The organism is Yersinia sp. 2540 StPb PI (assembly GCF_052217165.1).
GTDB lineage: Bacteria > Pseudomonadota > Gammaproteobacteria > Enterobacterales > Enterobacteriaceae > Yersinia > Yersinia enterocolitica_E.
In genome coordinates this window covers 3,628,030-3,642,980 of record NZ_JAZGQC010000001.1, presented here as the reverse complement: position 1 = coordinate 3,642,980, position 14,951 = coordinate 3,628,030, and the positions used below count along the sequence as shown (strand labels likewise).

Sequence of the window (14,951 nt, the reverse complement as noted above, 5' to 3'; positions counted from 1 at the left end):
TTCAATGCCTACATTGATATCGCAAAACCCCTATTCTAGTCAAAGACATTTTGCATATTTATGTATGTTTCATTGCATAAGTATTTCATCACCACCATGGTGAAATGATGTTTCACTAAAATTTATCGCATGTTCTATTATGAGATCTGCAAGGGTTTTTTACCGCGGACAAAACGTTAAAATTTAACGCGGGCAATCACCATGGTAAATCAGCGCATCGGGATGTTTCACCATAGTGGTGGAAAGCGTTGATGTATGCAAATGGACGTGATTCCAGGGACTGTTAAGTTGAAAATCTTTCACGCAAGCGCGTGGTATAAAAAGCGAAAATCCTATCGGGTACTGTTTTGGCGTGAGATAACGCCACTGGCTATCCCACTGTTTATTGAAGGGCTTTGTGTGCTGCTGATGGGGGTGTTTAGCACACTGCTGGTGAGTTGGTTGGGTAAAGAGGCCATGGCGGCGGTGGGGCTGGCGGATAGCTTCAATATGTTGATTGTGGCCTTTTTTGCCTCTGTTGCGCTGGGAACATCGGTTGTGGTGTCATTTAGCCTTGGTCAGCGTAAACGCAAACAAGCACAAACGGCAGCGCGTCAATCGATCTCTCTACTGGTGCTCATCTCATTATTTTTGGTGCTACTGGTGCATTTTACCGGTGAGACGATTATTAATCTGATGGCCAGTCAAGCCGATCCCTCCGTTAAGGCGATGGCGCTGACCTATCTGCACCTGACCGTCTGGAATTATCCCGCAATGGCCATCACCTTGGTGGGTTGTGGTGCACTGCGCGGAGCCGGTAATACCCGATTACCCATGTTCATCAATATTATGATGAACATTCTCAATATTGCTATCAGTAGCATATTGATTTACGGCTTATTTAGCTGGCAGGGCTTAGGCTTTATTGGTGCCGGTATCGGTATCACGCTTTCTCGTTATATCGGCGCGCTGGTGGTGGTGCTAATGCTGATTTTTGGTGCCAATCACACTCTGCGCATCCCGTTCAAAGCGTATTTTATGCCGTTTACCTCGGCGATTATGTTTGAGGTGTTGAGTATTGGTATTCCCGCGAGTGTTGAATCAGTGATGTTTAGCATTGGTAAGCTGATTACTCAGCGTTTTGTGGCGGGGATGGGGACCGAAGTGATCGCCGGTAATTTCATCGCATTTTCAATTGTCGGGCTGATTAACTTGCCGGGCAATGCGCTGGGCTATACCTCGACGATTATTATCGGCACGCGGTTAGGGAAAGGGCAGATCTTGCAACCGATCCGCCAACTCAAGCATATCTTCTGGTTATCGACGGTTGGTGTGTGTTTTATCGCGCTATTATCGATCCCCAGCGCCGGTTTTTTGGCTTCGTTGTATACCAACGAGCCGGGCGTTATTACTGTCGTTAAACACCTGATCTGGATAAATGCACTGTTTATGCCGATTTGGGCCGCCTCTTGGGTGTTACCATCCGGCCTAAAAGGGGCGAAGGATGCCAGTTACACTATGTGGGTGGCACTGGCCGGGATGTGGGGTTGCCGGATTATCGCCGGTTACATTCTGGGGGTGACGCTAGGATTTGGCGTCATTGGCGTGTGGATGGGCATGTTCCTCGATTGGATAGTGCGTGGTGTGCTGTTTTATCGGCGAATGTCCTCTGGCCGTTGGCTATGGCGCTATCGGCCCATAGCCTGACCACTAAAGTTCATTTGCGCCCGTTTGCGGGCCAGCGCCTGGCGACTTTTATCGCATTTTCCAATCGACGCAGATGGTCGTTAAGTATGTGCAGCGGCGACGTCAGGCAGTGCTCGGTGTCGCGTTTTTCTCTTAAGTCGAATTATTAAGCATTTTCTCCCACGTGCCGATAACACTATAAGTTCCACCATGGTGAGAATGAGAAAAGGCAATGGACAGACGTGGGACGAGAGAGCACCGTGCGTGCTGTATTTTCCTGTTCCCGAATGAAAGGGTGAAGCATTAGTTGCCGCTGAGCAGAATGTTATTCCTTATTTTCCGAATGGCTGATATCGCCTTGTTATTGCACATCAACAATTATTTGCATTGGGGAAAGTATGGATAATTTTCAAAAAGAGATTGAAGAGAGAACAAATCTCACCTCATCAAACCGATTTGAACTTTTGTTGTTCCGACTGGGGGTATCTCAAGAAGAAGAGAAATCCGAGTTATTCGGTATCAACGTGTTCAAACTGCGTGAAATTGTACCCATGCCTACGCTGACCAAAGCCGCGGGTATGGCATCTCCGATGATGGGTATTGCGAATATTCGCGGAGAAATCATTCCGGTGATTGACCTCCCGTCTATCGTCGGTTGCGTGCCAAAAACTGGACTAAATATTCTGCTGGTGACTGAGTACGCCCGGAGCACACAGGCTTTTGCCGTGGAATCCGTTGACGATATCGTGCGCCTTGAATGGAGCCAGGTACTGGCTGCCGACGCGGGTGTTAAGAGCCGCAATATTACCAGTATCGCGCGCTTGGATAACGATCCTACCAGCAACCGATTGGCACTGGTGCTGGATGTTGAACAGATTCTATATGACATTATTCCTGCTAATCGCAATGTTCAAATCGACAGTGAGAAGACCAAGGCATTTGAACTTAAGCCAGGCTCAGTCGCGATTGTGGCTGAAGATTCTAAGGTGGCGCGTTCGATGCTTGAACAGGGTCTGAAGATGATGAATATCCCTGCCGTGATGCATATCACTGGTCTGGAAGCGTGGAATAAGATCAAGAAGATGGCCGATGAAGCGCGGGCCGAAGGGGTACCTATCTCGGATAAAATCGCCTTTGTGTTAACCGATTTAGAAATGCCGGAGATGGATGGTTTTACCTTGACGCTGAATATAAAACGCGATGAGTTCTTGAAAAATATTCCGGTGATAATCCATTCGTCATTATCGGGTAGTGCCAATGAAGACCATGTCCGCAAAGTTGGGGCAGATGCTTATGTGGCAAAATTCGAAGTCAACGAATTGGAAGCCGCCATCCATAGCGCTCTGGATTCAAAGAAAGCGATAAACGCGTAACCACCATGATACCTGCGGCCTTTTCCTGCATGCTCACATGAGCAGGAACGGGCCGACTGATCACTCTTGCCTAAAACCGTTATGGCACTGTGCTATTTAACGACCCGCGATACTTCCCTCTACCCACAATTTTAACTCTCGCACATCTTCCCGCGGTGCTTTTTCCTGGGTGGTGACAAAGAAGTATTTCCCGCCCGGTAGCGCCATATCAAATGGGACGGTGAAGATCTGTTTATCGATAAAATCCTTCGCCAGCAAACTGCTGACAATGGCCACACCTTGCCCGGCGATGGCGGTTTGAATCGCGTGGGTTTCATCGGTAAAACGCAGGCTGGCCTCAATATCCAGCGTTTTCGGACCATATTGATCACGCCAATGTTCCCAGTTTGGTGAGGGCTGCGGAATATGTCGGTTCTCGACGTGAAAGAGTGTCACCGTGGTTAAATCATCAAGCTGGGTTAATCCCAGTGTCGGGCTGGCAATCAGCACAAGTGCTTTGGCTGAATTGGCGCGAGTGATTGAACAGCCCTGATAGCATTCAAATCACCAAAAACTTGCTTAGTTTCCTAAGCGGGTTGCTCTAATTCTTCATCACTCACCGCTCCCCTTGGCATAATCCGGTGCGGAGAGGGTCCGATGCCAATCATTTTTCCCACATTTCTTTCTTCGCCAGAAATAGCCAACGGCAACAATTTGACCTTCATCACGAAAACAACAAAACAAAATAAAACAACAAAATGCCAGTTTGTGATTTTTAGTTTTTCATTATCTTAATTTAATAGAATATTAGTTTGATTATGTGATTTTTTAATTAAATTATTGGTATTAATCACTGTCATGTTAGTGGGATTAATAGATGGATTTATGTTGTTTAATGTTGCTTTGAATGATTATTTCTGTGATGGTGAATTGCAGTTAAAAACATAATAACACTTTCTAATATTTCTTATCTTTTGAGGCCCGACATGAAAAATGTAGCAATACTCGGAAGCAGCGGGGGAAATCTGTTCAATCTCGGTGGTGCCTACCCCGAAAGACTTCTACAAGAAATCTATACCCAACTCCACTCTGCTGGGTTAGGTGTTAGTGCGGTGCAATTTATTGCAGCGGAAGAATCGATGGATGTGGCAAAGCCGACCACCGCCGCCGCCGTTTATTCAATAATCGCGGAGGAAGGGGATAAACCACGGATTAGCTTCCAGGGGAAACTCTCCGAGGTGAATGACGCGGTAAAATCATCGGACGCGGCCATTGCGGCACAAATCCGAGCCGGTGATATTGATGGCATCATTATCATGAGTGCCGACCCTGATCGCAGTAATAAAGACGCTATTTTGGCGGCGATAGAAAAGAAAATCCCTATTGTGGGCACTGGCGGCACCTCGATGGCAATTATCACCTCCAAAGGTGCCAATGTGATTGCCACCTCTGGCACCACCGGGACCAATAGCCGCACACGGGCTATCTCTTTTACCGCCTCGCTATGCAAACATTGGCAGATAAAATATACCCCAGTGCTGGGCAGTAGCGAGGCCAACATGCCGGGCAGTGACAAGAGCCTGCTAAAAAGAATCAATATCCGTAGCATCATGATCCCAGCTCTGCCTGGTTTTATTGCCATGGCCATTGTATTGGCGCTAAGCCATATCCCAGGGTTGCAATCACTCAATGCCATTTTTGAACTGCTGTTGAAGGGGTTGCCGGTTATTGTCGCGGTTATTGCGGCTAAACAGGTTTCTGAGCTAGATGAAGTGTCGATTGTGGCGGGGGTTGTCGCCGGGGTGCTGTCGGTAGAAGGTGGCTTAATTGGCGGTATTTTGGGAGGGATCGGCGCCGGTATTATGGTGCGTTACCTGTTCGGGCTCTGTCTAAGATGGCAATTCCCAATGACCACCATCAATATCGTAGCGGGTGGTTTGTCCGGTTTATTCTCCGGTTTAGTGATGTATTACCTGCTTAGCCCATTGGCATTAGCCGCTGGTGACTATATCAAATTGGCTATCGAAGCCACTCTGGCCTTTAGCCCGATTTTAGCCGGATTACTGGCCGGTCTGGTTATTTGGCCAGCTATTCTGGGTGGGGTTTATCACGCAGTTATATTGCCACTGGTATTACTGGAAATGGAAAAATCCGGTGTCAGCTTCCTCGGCGCGGTCGATATGGTCGGGCTGGTGATGGTGGCAGCCGGTATTAATCTGGCAAACGTGATTGCTCCGCGCGAGAAAAGTGAAGCCGCAGTAGCTGCCCCTGGGTTGTTAATTAACCTCGGTTTTGGGACGTTCGTCGAATCTGCTTACCCGTTCATGTTCTCTAATAAAGTCGTCTTTGCTGGAGCAATATTCTCCGCCGGCGTTGGCGGCATGTTGCTGGGATTATTAAATATTAAAGGCGTGGCATATGTACCTGCATTCGCCTCCCCATTCTTGTCGAATAACGCTTTTTATATGGCGATAGTCATGGCGGTAACACTGGTGTTGACCTGTGTAATCACCCTATTAGCCAACAAGTTTGTCGCAATTAAAAAAGCAGTACCCGAATCACCAACACCAGGGATCTCGGGCTAAGAGTTAACAATTAAAAAAGCCGTTTTATATAAATCAAGTAGAGGTAAATATGTTCAACGCTGATATGAGTAAGAAACGTTCCGTCGCTATGGATAAAGTACGAAATGCAATTTCATTACATGGCGGTCAAACTATTCTCAGTACTGGAATAACCGGAGATGATGCTCGCTTAGCGAAAGCAGTATGCGATTCAGGTGTTAAATTATTGGAACCTAATCACCCGGCGTTGGCACTGGCTCGCGGCCATAATGGCGTGACGAATATGCATGCTGCGGAGCGTATTCGTCATGAGATAACCATCGGCCAAATGGCACAAGCCGTGCGGGGGGTGCGTAATGTGGTGGCTGACGATATTTTTATTACCGTCGGCATCGCCGGGGGCTTTACTGAAACTGTACCTACCCCCGTGACAGAACAAGATATTTTATTGATAGCTCAATCAGGGGCTGATGGTTTACATACCCATAAGTCAAGTTTTGAAGATTTAAAGGAACTGGTGGATTTAGCCCATAAATATGGTCTGACGGTGGATGCTTATATTGGTCACCCGAGTGACTTGCATACCTTCGGTATTGCCGCTGAAACCCCCGCTGACGTTGCGCAAGTGGCTAAAACGATGGAGGCACTGGGTGTTGATATGATTGGTTTAATGACTGGCATGAGCTACGAAGGTGTCAGTGCGGGTGATATTCCTGATGCTATCAAACAGCGGCTTCTGGCTTTGGTCGGTGCGGTTTCGGTACCAACATTAGCAGAAGGGGGGATCAATCTGGAAAATGCCAAAGCATTTAAAGATACCGGTGTAAATATTTTGGTGGTGGGCACCGCCATTGATAATGTTGTCTGCAACGCGGCAAAGGATGTGGTATCGCGCTTTATTACCCACTGATAGTATAATGTGAGCAAGGAGGGAGAGTATATTAGCAATAATCTATTCTCCCTTTTTTATTGGAGTCAACGTATGTATAAGTTATTAGCGCTTGCTCTTGATGGCACGTTACTCACTCAGTAAAACCAGCAATCATTATTATGAAATAATGAAACATGGCATCAGTAAGGGGTAAGGATTGCATTATTTATCTCAGCACTTAAATATTAGTGCTCAAGCCGTGGTCAGTATTGGTGATCAGCAGCATGATATCAGTATGTTTCAGTTTTCTGCTGTGGGTGTGGCAATGGGTAATATCAGTGATTTTGTCAAATCTTGTGTGGGTAGGGTAAGTCAGGATAATAACCAACACCGGGTCGCTTTTACCGTTAATCAACTCTGGCCGGTGTGATTGAATCGCCTTTTGTTTCATAAAATTATTCAGTAGAATGACACTATGTATCGCACAGCTTCGGGCCGCTATTCTTATGAATCAGATCAAACGTAAACAGTTTATTTTAGAAAAGCTGGATAGTCTTGGTGAGGTTTCGGTTATTGGTCTTTCCGAAGAGTTGGGTGTGACGTCTGAAACCATCCGCCGGGATCTTTCCTATTTGGAAAAGAGCGGTGAGGTCACCAAAGTCCATGGCGGTGCGATAAAAGTTCAGAATATACAAGAGGGCAGTTTTGCCCAACGAATGGATTTAAATCGCCAGGAAAAAATGCTAATTGGTCAATATGCTGCATCATTGGTGACTGAAAACGATACTTTATTTATTGATTCTTGTACCACCACACTTATTTTTGCTTCATTCTTACCATTAGTGAAGTTTACTGTTTTTACGAATTCATCATTAATTGCTGATCAAATTAAAAGTAAAAATAATATGGCTGTCGTGCATGTATTAGGTGGTGAATATAATCATACCTACAAAGCTAACTTAGGCATTCAGACCATTGAGCAAATGAACGATATTCATACTGATTTCACTTTCGTCGGAGTTGGCGGAATAGACAGTGATTTTGGCGTGATGGTAAAAAATTTAGATGAAGGGCGTATTGCCAAGAAAATGTTGGCGATGGGCAGACAGAAAGTTATTTTATGTGACACCAGTAAATTTGGCCAAAGTGGGTTAATGAAAATAAGTGACATCAATGATATTGATATTATTGTCACCGATAAAAAGAAGAATATTCATAAACAAGCAATTGAAGCTATCTATTCAGATAAAATCATCTACGCCAATTAATATTATTTTACAACACCCACCCAATAGCGGGTGTCTTTATGTGTATTACCTCAGCATTTTTCAGCGTGCATTGCAGTACGAATACCCGGTTTGAACCCGTATTGTTGAGCCTGCCAGACAATAATCAACCCAAGGAGTAATAACCCCAACACTGTCCACGGGAAACTTACTGCTCCGGCGCTTTGTAACAACAGGCCACCGATGACCCCGCCCCCGGCAATGGCTAAATTCCAAGCCACCACAATCATTGACTGCGCCACATCGGCATTTTGTCCTGCGGCATCCGCCGACGCGGTTTGCAATAGTGTGGATGCGCCACCAAAACTGAGGCCCCAGAGCAACATGCTGCCATAAATCGCGGTGGGGGATCCCCCGGCGATTACCAATATTAATGCAGCCAGAATAAAGGTACCAAGACTCAGTAATACCGCGCCACGTAACCATCGATCCACGACTAATCCGGTGAACCAAGTTCCCGCTAGTGCACTGACACCAAATACCAACAGCACTTTATCGAGCTGATTTTCCAACCCGGCAGGGGTGATAAAAGGGGCAATATAGGTATAAAGAATATTATGTGCCAGCATCCAAAGGACAATAACCGACAAAATGGGGCGTACGCCAGGGGTGGTGAACACTTTGCGTACCGGTTGCTGCTGTTTGGCCGATTGTCCTGGATAATCAGGTATTTTCACGATAACCCAGACAATCAGCAGCAAAGTTAATCCCGACATAATGGCAAATGCATTGCGCCAACTGAGCACCATGCCCAGCCATGCCCCCAATGGTACCCCTAGTGCCAGGGCGATAGGGGTGCCGGTCATGGCGATCGCCATCGCGCGCCCTTGTTGATGAGGTTGTACCATACGTCGTGCGTAACCGGCGATAAGCCCCCATGCCAGTCCAGCGGCAGCACCGGCCATAAAACGGGCCAGTAAGGTTAAAGTGAACCAAGGCGAAATAGTGGTTAAAGTATTGAATATGAAAAAACCGACAATGGCGCTGAGTAAGGCTTTACGCCGCCCCCAACTACGGGTCAAAGTAATTAAGGGGATCGCAGCCAGTAACGAACCCAGAGCATAGAGTGTCACCAATTGGCCGGCCAATGCTTGTGAAACCCCCAACCCTTGGCCGATCTGCGGCAATAATCCAGCAGGTAATGTCTCGGTCATGATGGCAATAAAGCCCGTCATCGCGAGAGCCAATAATGCCGAGAGAGGAAAGGGTGCTGTTTTCATTATTGTTTCCCGACGCCATAGATGGCGTCCCGCAGATCGTTGACAAATTGCCCGGACATACCTTCGTATAGGGTATTAGTTAATGCGACTGCGGATATCCCTTGAATCCTATCAACAAACCATGAGTGGCCATATGCACCTCCCCAACGCCATGTACCAACGGACTCAGGTGAATCAGCCAGGTGTGGATCACGCAAGACCGAAAAGCCTAACCCGAAGCCCAAACCGGGAGAGTCAGGTAAGATAAGACCCTGAGTTTGGTCTCGTCCCATCTCATCGACTAAAGCCGCTGGAAGCAGTGGTGAGCCACCCCGACGTAGCGTTTCCAGCAAGCGCAACAGGTCGTTGGCACTGCCTATCATCCCCGCACCGCCAGAAGGGAAAGCATGGCGATTGAGTGCACGGGCAGGAGAAAATCGAATACCGATGGTACCGGGGAACGCGGCGACAAGTTCATCTTCCTGCAAGGGGTGTGGTGCAGGTGTATCACTGACATAAGGCGTAGCTAGCCGACTGACATCATGGGTGAAAAAATCCGTGTCCTGCATATGTAGTGGCTCGGTGACCAATGCCCTTACTGCCTGATCTAATGGCTGACCACAAACTTGCTCGACAACTGCACCTAAGACATCAATTGCCAATGAATAAGCCCATGCAGTTCCTGGGGCATAATATAGCGGCACATCGGCTAATCGACGTAAGTTCTCGTTGAGTGTGATTGCTGAACGATCCATGCCATCGGAGATCCCCGCGCGAGCATAGGGCCCATCCTCATCAGCTTCACAAAAGCGATAGCTCAAACCGGCGGTATGGCTGAGTAATTGGCGTATCGTAATGGTTGGTAATTCCTCATTTGCCAGCCGGGGTTGAAAGTCAGGTAACCAGCGCCGGATATCGCCATCAAGGTCGAGCTTACCCTGTGCGACTAATACCATTGCTGCTGTAGAAACAATCGGCTTACTGATGGATGCCAAACGAAACAGGGTATTGGAGGTCATCGGTTGTTTGGTTTCGCGATCCGCCCATCCTGCTGCCCGGCTGAAATGTGTCTCGCCGTTAAGCGCCACCATGACCACGGTACCCACCAAGCGCTGTTCGGTGAGCGCCTTATCAATCACTGCATTAATTCTGGCTGCCAGATGCACTGGCTGTATTGGCACTAACGAACTCGCAGACATAGTAATTCCTTAATCTGAATGAATGAAGACTTAACCATAGATGGCAATCTAACAATAGATAACTACGCAATCAGGAAAAAGTGGGGTAGATTTCCAGTATTAGAGGATATAAATGTCCGCAATCGGAGCCGTGATGGATAGCCTAAGCAGTCTGAGTGTTTTTGTTCAAGTGGCCGAGACCCGTAGTTTTGTGATGGCAGGGCGTATATTGGGTGTTTCCGCTTCAGCGGTTGGTAAGAATATCGCACGGCTCGAGGGGCGGTTAGGCGTGAGATTATTTCACCGCAGCACTCGCAGCATAGCACTGACTTCCGAAGGTGCGCTTTTTCTTGAACGTAGTCGGCGGATTCTTGCTGAGGTAGAGGCGGCAGAGCTTGAGCTGTTACAACTTACCGATAAACCGCGCGGCAGGTTGCGGGTCAGTTTGCCACTGGTGAGCACATTGTTGTTACCCGTATTGGCCGATTTTATGCTCGCATACCCCGACATTGAGCTGGATCTGGATTTTAGTGATCGGATTGTTGATGTGGTCGAAGAGGGATTTGATGCCGTCGTCCGTACCGGTGAACTGACTGATTCCCGTTTGTCAGCCCGTAAGTTGGGGCAGTCCACCATGCTACTGGTGGCATCGCCCGCCTATCTGGAGCAGCATGGTGAGCCTATGCACCCTATTGAACTGGCGAATCATATCTGCCTGCATTATCGTTTCCCTAACAGCGGAAAATTGGAAACCTGGCCCTTGCCCAATGAGTCTGATTTGCGGATCCCAATCTCGATGGTATGCAACAACATTGAAACCAGAATGTGTTTTGCTTTAAGAGGATTGGGCATCGCCTGCTTACCGGATTTTTCGATGGGAAAGGCAGTGGCGGAAGGCAAATTACGAAGCTTGCTGGATAGTTATGTAAAGCGCACAGTGAGCTTGCATGTGGTGTGGCCTTCCGGGCGTTATATCACGCCTAAATTACGGGTATTTATCGATTTCCTTAGTGACAGGATGTTTGCGGGCAAATAGCCACTTAAGCTATAGGCGAAAAGTTTTTAGCACAGCATGATTGGCATCTTGATAATCCGGCCGTGGGGACATTACTTTTCTTCAGTCAATAAGGCTTTTTTGGCTGCTTCAAGAAATTCATCCGACAACTTATCCCCGGCGGTGGCGCGCGCCAGTGTTAATGCACCGGACAACATAGCAAGCTGTACCAGCGCGTGTTGCCTGCGTTGTTCTTCATTTTCTATATCAGAAACAGACATTAATCTGTCTAGCAGGGATCTCACGCCACTGAGATAAACCTCTCGCACCGGATTCTCATCATTCCCACGTGCCACATCGCTGGCTAGCGCAGTAATTGCACAGCCATCTTCTGCATGGTCACGGTGGGTGGTTGAGAGATAAAGTTCGACTAACGTGCGCAGATTATGATGCTCGGGCTGGCTGCTGATTTGCTGCCAACGGGTGCTGGAATCGTCGAGCGCTTTGCGACTGGCGATAGCCGCCAATTCATCTTTAGAGGTAAAGTGCCCATAGAACCCGCCATGGGTCAATCCGACCGCAGCCATTAAATCGTTGACGCTGACACCATTCAAACCCCGGGCACGGAAGAGTTGCGAAGAGGTCTGTACGATTGACTCGCGATTGAGTGCCATCTGTTGCTTTGATACTCGGGCCATACATTTCTCCTGATTGAACAGGCAGCATCATAAAGTATGCCATGCTAGCACATCAATAGATGTTGCCTCTCATCAATACAGACCTTGATTCATGCCCGCGGTGGTCGGGGGGCGATGATACGGGTACTATCGCCGCCCTGCGCCCGTGCCAGAGTGTTGGCGATTTGTTCGTGTGGCGTCCCCAGAGTAATGGCGCTGACCTTATCAAGACGTGCCACTTGTTCATCACTCAATATCACATCTAATGCTGCCAGTGTGTCATCCAGTTGGGCTTGGGTACGGGAGCCTAAAATAGGGATTAGACTGGTAGGGGAGTTTGCGGCTTTATGGCGCAACCAGGCAATAGCAATATGTAATGGTTGCATGTGGTGTTCCTGTGCTATTGCGATAACTTCATCGAGTAGCGCAGTATCTTGCTCGGTATGCACCAATCGGCCCGCAAAACCAAGTAGACGACCTTCATCGCTTTGACGATATTTTCCTGTCAGCAATCCTCCCCCCAGAGGTGACCACAGTGTGGCTGCTAAGCCGAGTGCTTCGGCCATCGGTAGTAGTTCACGTTCAGCCGTTCGCTGTACCAAACTGTACTCTACCTGAATACCGGCAATACGTGACCAGCCGCGTAATTCTGCCAAGGTATCTGCCCGTGCAATGCGCCATGCCGGGAAATTGGAAAGCCCTGCATACTGTATTTTGCCTGCACGAGTCAGGTCGTCAAAAGCGCGCACAATTTCTTCAAGAGGCGTTAACTGGTCATCAAAATGGGCCCACAATAAATCAATGCGGTCGGTGTTAAGCCGTTTAAGGCTGCTTTCCACGGAAGCAATCATATTGCGGCGGCTGTTTCCGGTTTGAGCAATCCCCGCATCCGGTTGTGCTCCCAGCGTATACTTTGTTGCGACCACAAAACGATCACGTTCCGCAGCAATAAACTCTCCTACGATCTGTTCAGATTGACCGAATTGGTAAGTATCTGCGGTGTCGATGAAATTACCTCCGGCCTCGGCATAGCGGTCAAATACCTGTTTTGCTTCCTCTTTTTCCGAGCCATATCCCCAGGAAGTACCAAAGTTACCGGTACCCAGTGCCAGTTCGGAGACCCGTAGGCCGCTATTACGACCAAAAGTGGTGTATTTCATATTGATTCCCCATCCCAATAATTATTTATGATGACCAACATCTATTATATATGACACTCATAATCTATTTGTGCAAGTGAATCCTCTTTGACACTTAGATGATGTAATTATGTGCAATGACGAAATGGAATGAGTCAGCCGACTGCAATAGTGTTTGGCGTGGACTTTGTGTGAGGCGGTGCTGGTTTAGCGCAAGAAGGGGCGATAGGTGTTGGTCTATGCAGGCTCAGACGGAGATGCTGTTCTGGCTCATTAAAAACAGTACCCATGATTTCGCTTGAAGCCAGTTTATAAATAGCGCTAAGAGAGTCACATATTTTAATCGGATAAAAGTGTCTGAATCGCCATGGAGCGAATACACTCTTCTACGATGCTGTTTTTTATTTGTATTACGTTCATCATCTAATTGTTGAGTGATATCACTGCCGTCCGAATGACGTTTCCTCTCTCGGGAACGCTCTGGTTTTAGTCGGTGACGATCCTGAGTCGGACTTTCTTTTATAGGCTGTTCGTTCGCGAACGGCCCCTGCATGCAACCAAGGAACGAAAGATGGCCTACGCAACAACCAATCCCTACACCGGCGAAACGATCAAGACGTTTCCTGACGCCACTACCGCCGATGTTGCTCTTGCTCTGGATCAAGGCGATGGGGCATTCAAGCAATGGAAAAATACCACAATCGCCGATCGTGTTGCCGTGCTGCAAAAGGCGGCCGACTTGCTCCGAGCCAAGCATACCGAATACGCCAAGTTGTTGACACTGGAGATGGGTAAGCTACTGGGAGAGGCCGAAGCGGAGGTCGAACTATCGGCGGCTATCTTTGAGTACTACGTCGAGAATGCGCAGCAGCAACTGGCGCCGGAGAAGCTGCATTCTAAAGACCCTGCGGTGACCGAAGCGTGGCTGGTGCATGAGCCTCTAGGCATCATCCTGGCTATCGAACCGTGGAATTTTCCCTACTACCAGATAGCTCGAATCATCGCGCCGCAGTTAGCGGCCGGGAATGTCGTGATACTCAAGCATGCGTCTAACGTACCGCAATCTGCCGATGTGTTTGAGAAGCTGATGCTTGAAGCCGGCCTGCCGGTAGGCGGATTCAAAAACCTCTACGCTAGCCGTGAGCAACTCGAAACCATCATTAACGATCCGCGTGTACATGGTGTTGCGCTAACGGGTTCGGAGGACGCAGGCGCTGTGGTTGCAGCACAGGCCGGTAAGGCATTGAAGAAGTCGACGATGGAGCTGGGTGGTGCTGACGCCTTTGTGGTGTTGGAAGATGCTGATCTGGACAAGGCCGCTAAGTGGGCGGTGTTTGGCCGCCACTGGAATGCCGGCCAGGTGTGCTGCTCGTCCAAGCGTATTATCGTGGTCGAGGCTATCTACGACGCTTTCCTTGATAAGTACACAGCTGGCGTTGCCCAGCTCAAGGCCGGCGATCCGCTGGACCCTGCCACGACTCTGGCGCCGCTGTCCTCACAGGGTGCGGCCGACGATGTGCGTAAACAGGTGAAGGAAGCTGTCGGCCACGGCGCGACCCTGACCGTGATTGGCGCTGAGGTGCCGTCGCAGGGCGCCTTCGTGCAACCGGTGTTGCTCACCGGCCTGACTAAGGATAACCCGGCGTATTACTGGGAATTCTTTGGCCCGGTATCGCTGATCTTTAAAGCCAAAGATGAAGCGGAAGCTATCGAGATTGCGAATGACTCGCCTTTCGGGCTTGGCGGTTCGGTGTTCACTCAAGACATCGAACGGGGCCGCAAGGTTGCAGCTCAAATGTCTACCGGCATGGTCTACATCAACCATCCGACTGCGGTGAAGGCTGACCTGCCATTTGGCGGTGTGCGCCGCTCAGGCTATGGCCGCGAGCTGATTGGTCTGGGGCTGAAGGAGTTTGTCAATCATAAGCTGATTGGTGTGACTGATATTGATGGCGGCTTCTGATCCGCTTTGCAATTTTTAGTTATTCAGAATGAGATTTTATTAAATTGTTCGGAGATCAATAAC

At 48.5% G+C, this 14,951-nt stretch carries 13 protein-coding genes; 8 read left to right on the top strand and 5 right to left on the bottom strand.

The annotated features are described in order from the left end of the window. Nucleotides 1–288 precede the first annotated feature (288 nt). Nucleotides 289–1,686, top strand: coding sequence for an EmmdR/YeeO family multidrug/toxin efflux MATE transporter (locus tag V1956_RS16785; RefSeq protein ID WP_420072356.1), 1,398 nt, complete (start codon nt 289–291; stop codon nt 1,684–1,686). A 377-nt stretch (nt 1,687–2,063) separates the two neighbouring features. After that, nucleotides 2,064–3,038 carry a chemotaxis protein gene (locus tag V1956_RS16780; RefSeq protein WP_083159249.1) on the top strand — a complete coding sequence of 325 codons (975 nt, stop codon included), beginning with the start codon at nt 2,064–2,066 and terminating at the stop codon, nt 3,036–3,038. 96 nt (nt 3,039–3,134) lie between these two features. On the opposite strand, the gene V1956_RS16775 is transcribed toward V1956_RS16780, so the two are convergent. Continuing rightward, a complete protein-coding gene (locus tag V1956_RS16775; protein ID WP_442825362.1) occupies nt 3,135–3,527 on the bottom strand; it encodes a LysR substrate-binding domain-containing protein in 393 nt (130 codons plus the stop codon). A 476-nt stretch (nt 3,528–4,003) separates the two neighbouring features. Here V1956_RS16775 and V1956_RS16770 point away from each other — a divergent pair, with 476 nt between their 5' ends. From V1956_RS16770 to V1956_RS16755, 4 genes are all read left to right on the top strand, one after another. After that, nucleotides 4,004–5,602 (top strand): PTS sugar transporter, encoded by a 1,599-nt coding sequence (locus V1956_RS16770; RefSeq protein ID WP_083159248.1) that lies wholly within the window; start codon nt 4,004–4,006, stop codon nt 5,600–5,602. A gap of 49 nt (nt 5,603–5,651) precedes the next feature. Then, entirely contained in the window at nt 5,652–6,491 is an 840-nt protein-coding gene (locus V1956_RS16765) for a histidine biosynthesis protein (protein WP_372558512.1), read from the top strand. Nucleotides 6,492–6,669: 178 nt separating this feature from the next. Next, nucleotides 6,670–6,882, top strand: a complete 213-nt coding sequence (locus tag V1956_RS16760) for an HAD hydrolase family protein (RefSeq protein ID WP_442825361.1) — start codon at nt 6,670–6,672, stop codon at nt 6,880–6,882. Nucleotides 6,883–6,958: 76 nt separating this feature from the next. After that, nucleotides 6,959–7,720, top strand: a complete 762-nt coding sequence (locus V1956_RS16755; RefSeq protein WP_083163745.1) for a DeoR/GlpR family DNA-binding transcription regulator — start codon at nt 6,959–6,961, stop codon at nt 7,718–7,720. A 50-nt stretch (nt 7,721–7,770) separates the two neighbouring features. Here V1956_RS16755 and V1956_RS16750 read toward each other — a convergent pair whose 3' ends face one another. After that, nucleotides 7,771–8,958: an MFS transporter gene (locus V1956_RS16750; protein WP_372558514.1), complete on the bottom strand. Its 1,188-nt coding sequence runs from the start codon at nt 8,956–8,958 to the stop codon at nt 7,771–7,773. Next, a complete protein-coding gene (locus tag V1956_RS16745; protein WP_442825360.1) occupies nt 8,958–10,136 on the bottom strand; it encodes a serine hydrolase domain-containing protein in 1,179 nt (392 codons plus the stop codon). Before V1956_RS16745 ends, V1956_RS16750 begins: the two co-directional genes overlap by 1 nt. Before the next feature lie 133 nt (nt 10,137–10,269). On the opposite strand from V1956_RS16745, the gene V1956_RS16740 reads away from it, so the two are divergent. Next, nucleotides 10,270–11,151, top strand: coding sequence for a LysR family transcriptional regulator (locus V1956_RS16740; protein ID WP_442825824.1), 882 nt, complete (start codon nt 10,270–10,272; stop codon nt 11,149–11,151). Between the two features lie 71 nt (nt 11,152–11,222). On the opposite strand, the gene V1956_RS16735 is transcribed toward V1956_RS16740, so the two are convergent. Both V1956_RS16735 and V1956_RS16730 read right to left on the bottom strand, forming a co-directional pair. Beyond that, nucleotides 11,223–11,807, bottom strand: a complete 585-nt coding sequence (locus V1956_RS16735) for a TetR/AcrR family transcriptional regulator (RefSeq protein ID WP_442825359.1) — start codon at nt 11,805–11,807, stop codon at nt 11,223–11,225. Between the two features lie 89 nt (nt 11,808–11,896). Then, the gene (locus V1956_RS16730) at nt 11,897–12,946 is read right to left on the bottom strand and encodes an aldo/keto reductase (protein WP_420074797.1); all 1,050 of its coding nucleotides are present in this window, start codon (nt 12,944–12,946) and stop codon (nt 11,897–11,899) included. 550 nt (nt 12,947–13,496) lie between these two features. Here V1956_RS16730 and V1956_RS16725 point away from each other — a divergent pair. Continuing rightward, entirely contained in the window at nt 13,497–14,888 is a 1,392-nt protein-coding gene (locus V1956_RS16725; RefSeq protein ID WP_442825358.1) for an NAD-dependent succinate-semialdehyde dehydrogenase, read from the top strand. Nucleotides 14,889–14,951 lie beyond the last annotated feature (63 nt).

Bases quoted from the DNA above. Each gene is read 5' to 3' on its own strand.
- V1956_RS16745 (WP_442825360.1), bottom strand. From the start codon at position 10,136: ATGTCTGCGAGTTCGTTAGTGCCAATACAGCCAGTGCATCTGGCAGCC.
- V1956_RS16755 (WP_083163745.1), top strand. From the start codon at position 6,959: ATGAATCAGATCAAACGTAAACAGTTTATTTTAGAAAAGCTGGATAGT.
- V1956_RS16780 (WP_083159249.1), top strand. From the start codon at position 2,064: ATGGATAATTTTCAAAAAGAGATTGAAGAGAGAACAAATCTCACCTCA.
- V1956_RS16750 (WP_372558514.1), bottom strand. From the start codon at position 8,958: ATGAAAACAGCACCCTTTCCTCTCTCGGCATTATTGGCTCTCGCGATG.
- V1956_RS16740 (WP_442825824.1), top strand. From the start codon at position 10,270: ATGGATAGCCTAAGCAGTCTGAGTGTTTTTGTTCAAGTGGCCGAGACC.
- V1956_RS16730 (WP_420074797.1), bottom strand. From the start codon at position 12,946: ATGAAATACACCACTTTTGGTCGTAATAGCGGCCTACGGGTCTCCGAA.
- V1956_RS16735 (WP_442825359.1), bottom strand. From the start codon at position 11,807: ATGGCCCGAGTATCAAAGCAACAGATGGCACTCAATCGCGAGTCAATC.
- V1956_RS16725 (WP_442825358.1), top strand. From the start codon at position 13,497: ATGGCCTACGCAACAACCAATCCCTACACCGGCGAAACGATCAAGACG.
- V1956_RS16765 (WP_372558512.1), top strand. From the start codon at position 5,652: ATGTTCAACGCTGATATGAGTAAGAAACGTTCCGTCGCTATGGATAAA.
- V1956_RS16770 (WP_083159248.1), top strand. From the start codon at position 4,004: ATGAAAAATGTAGCAATACTCGGAAGCAGCGGGGGAAATCTGTTCAAT.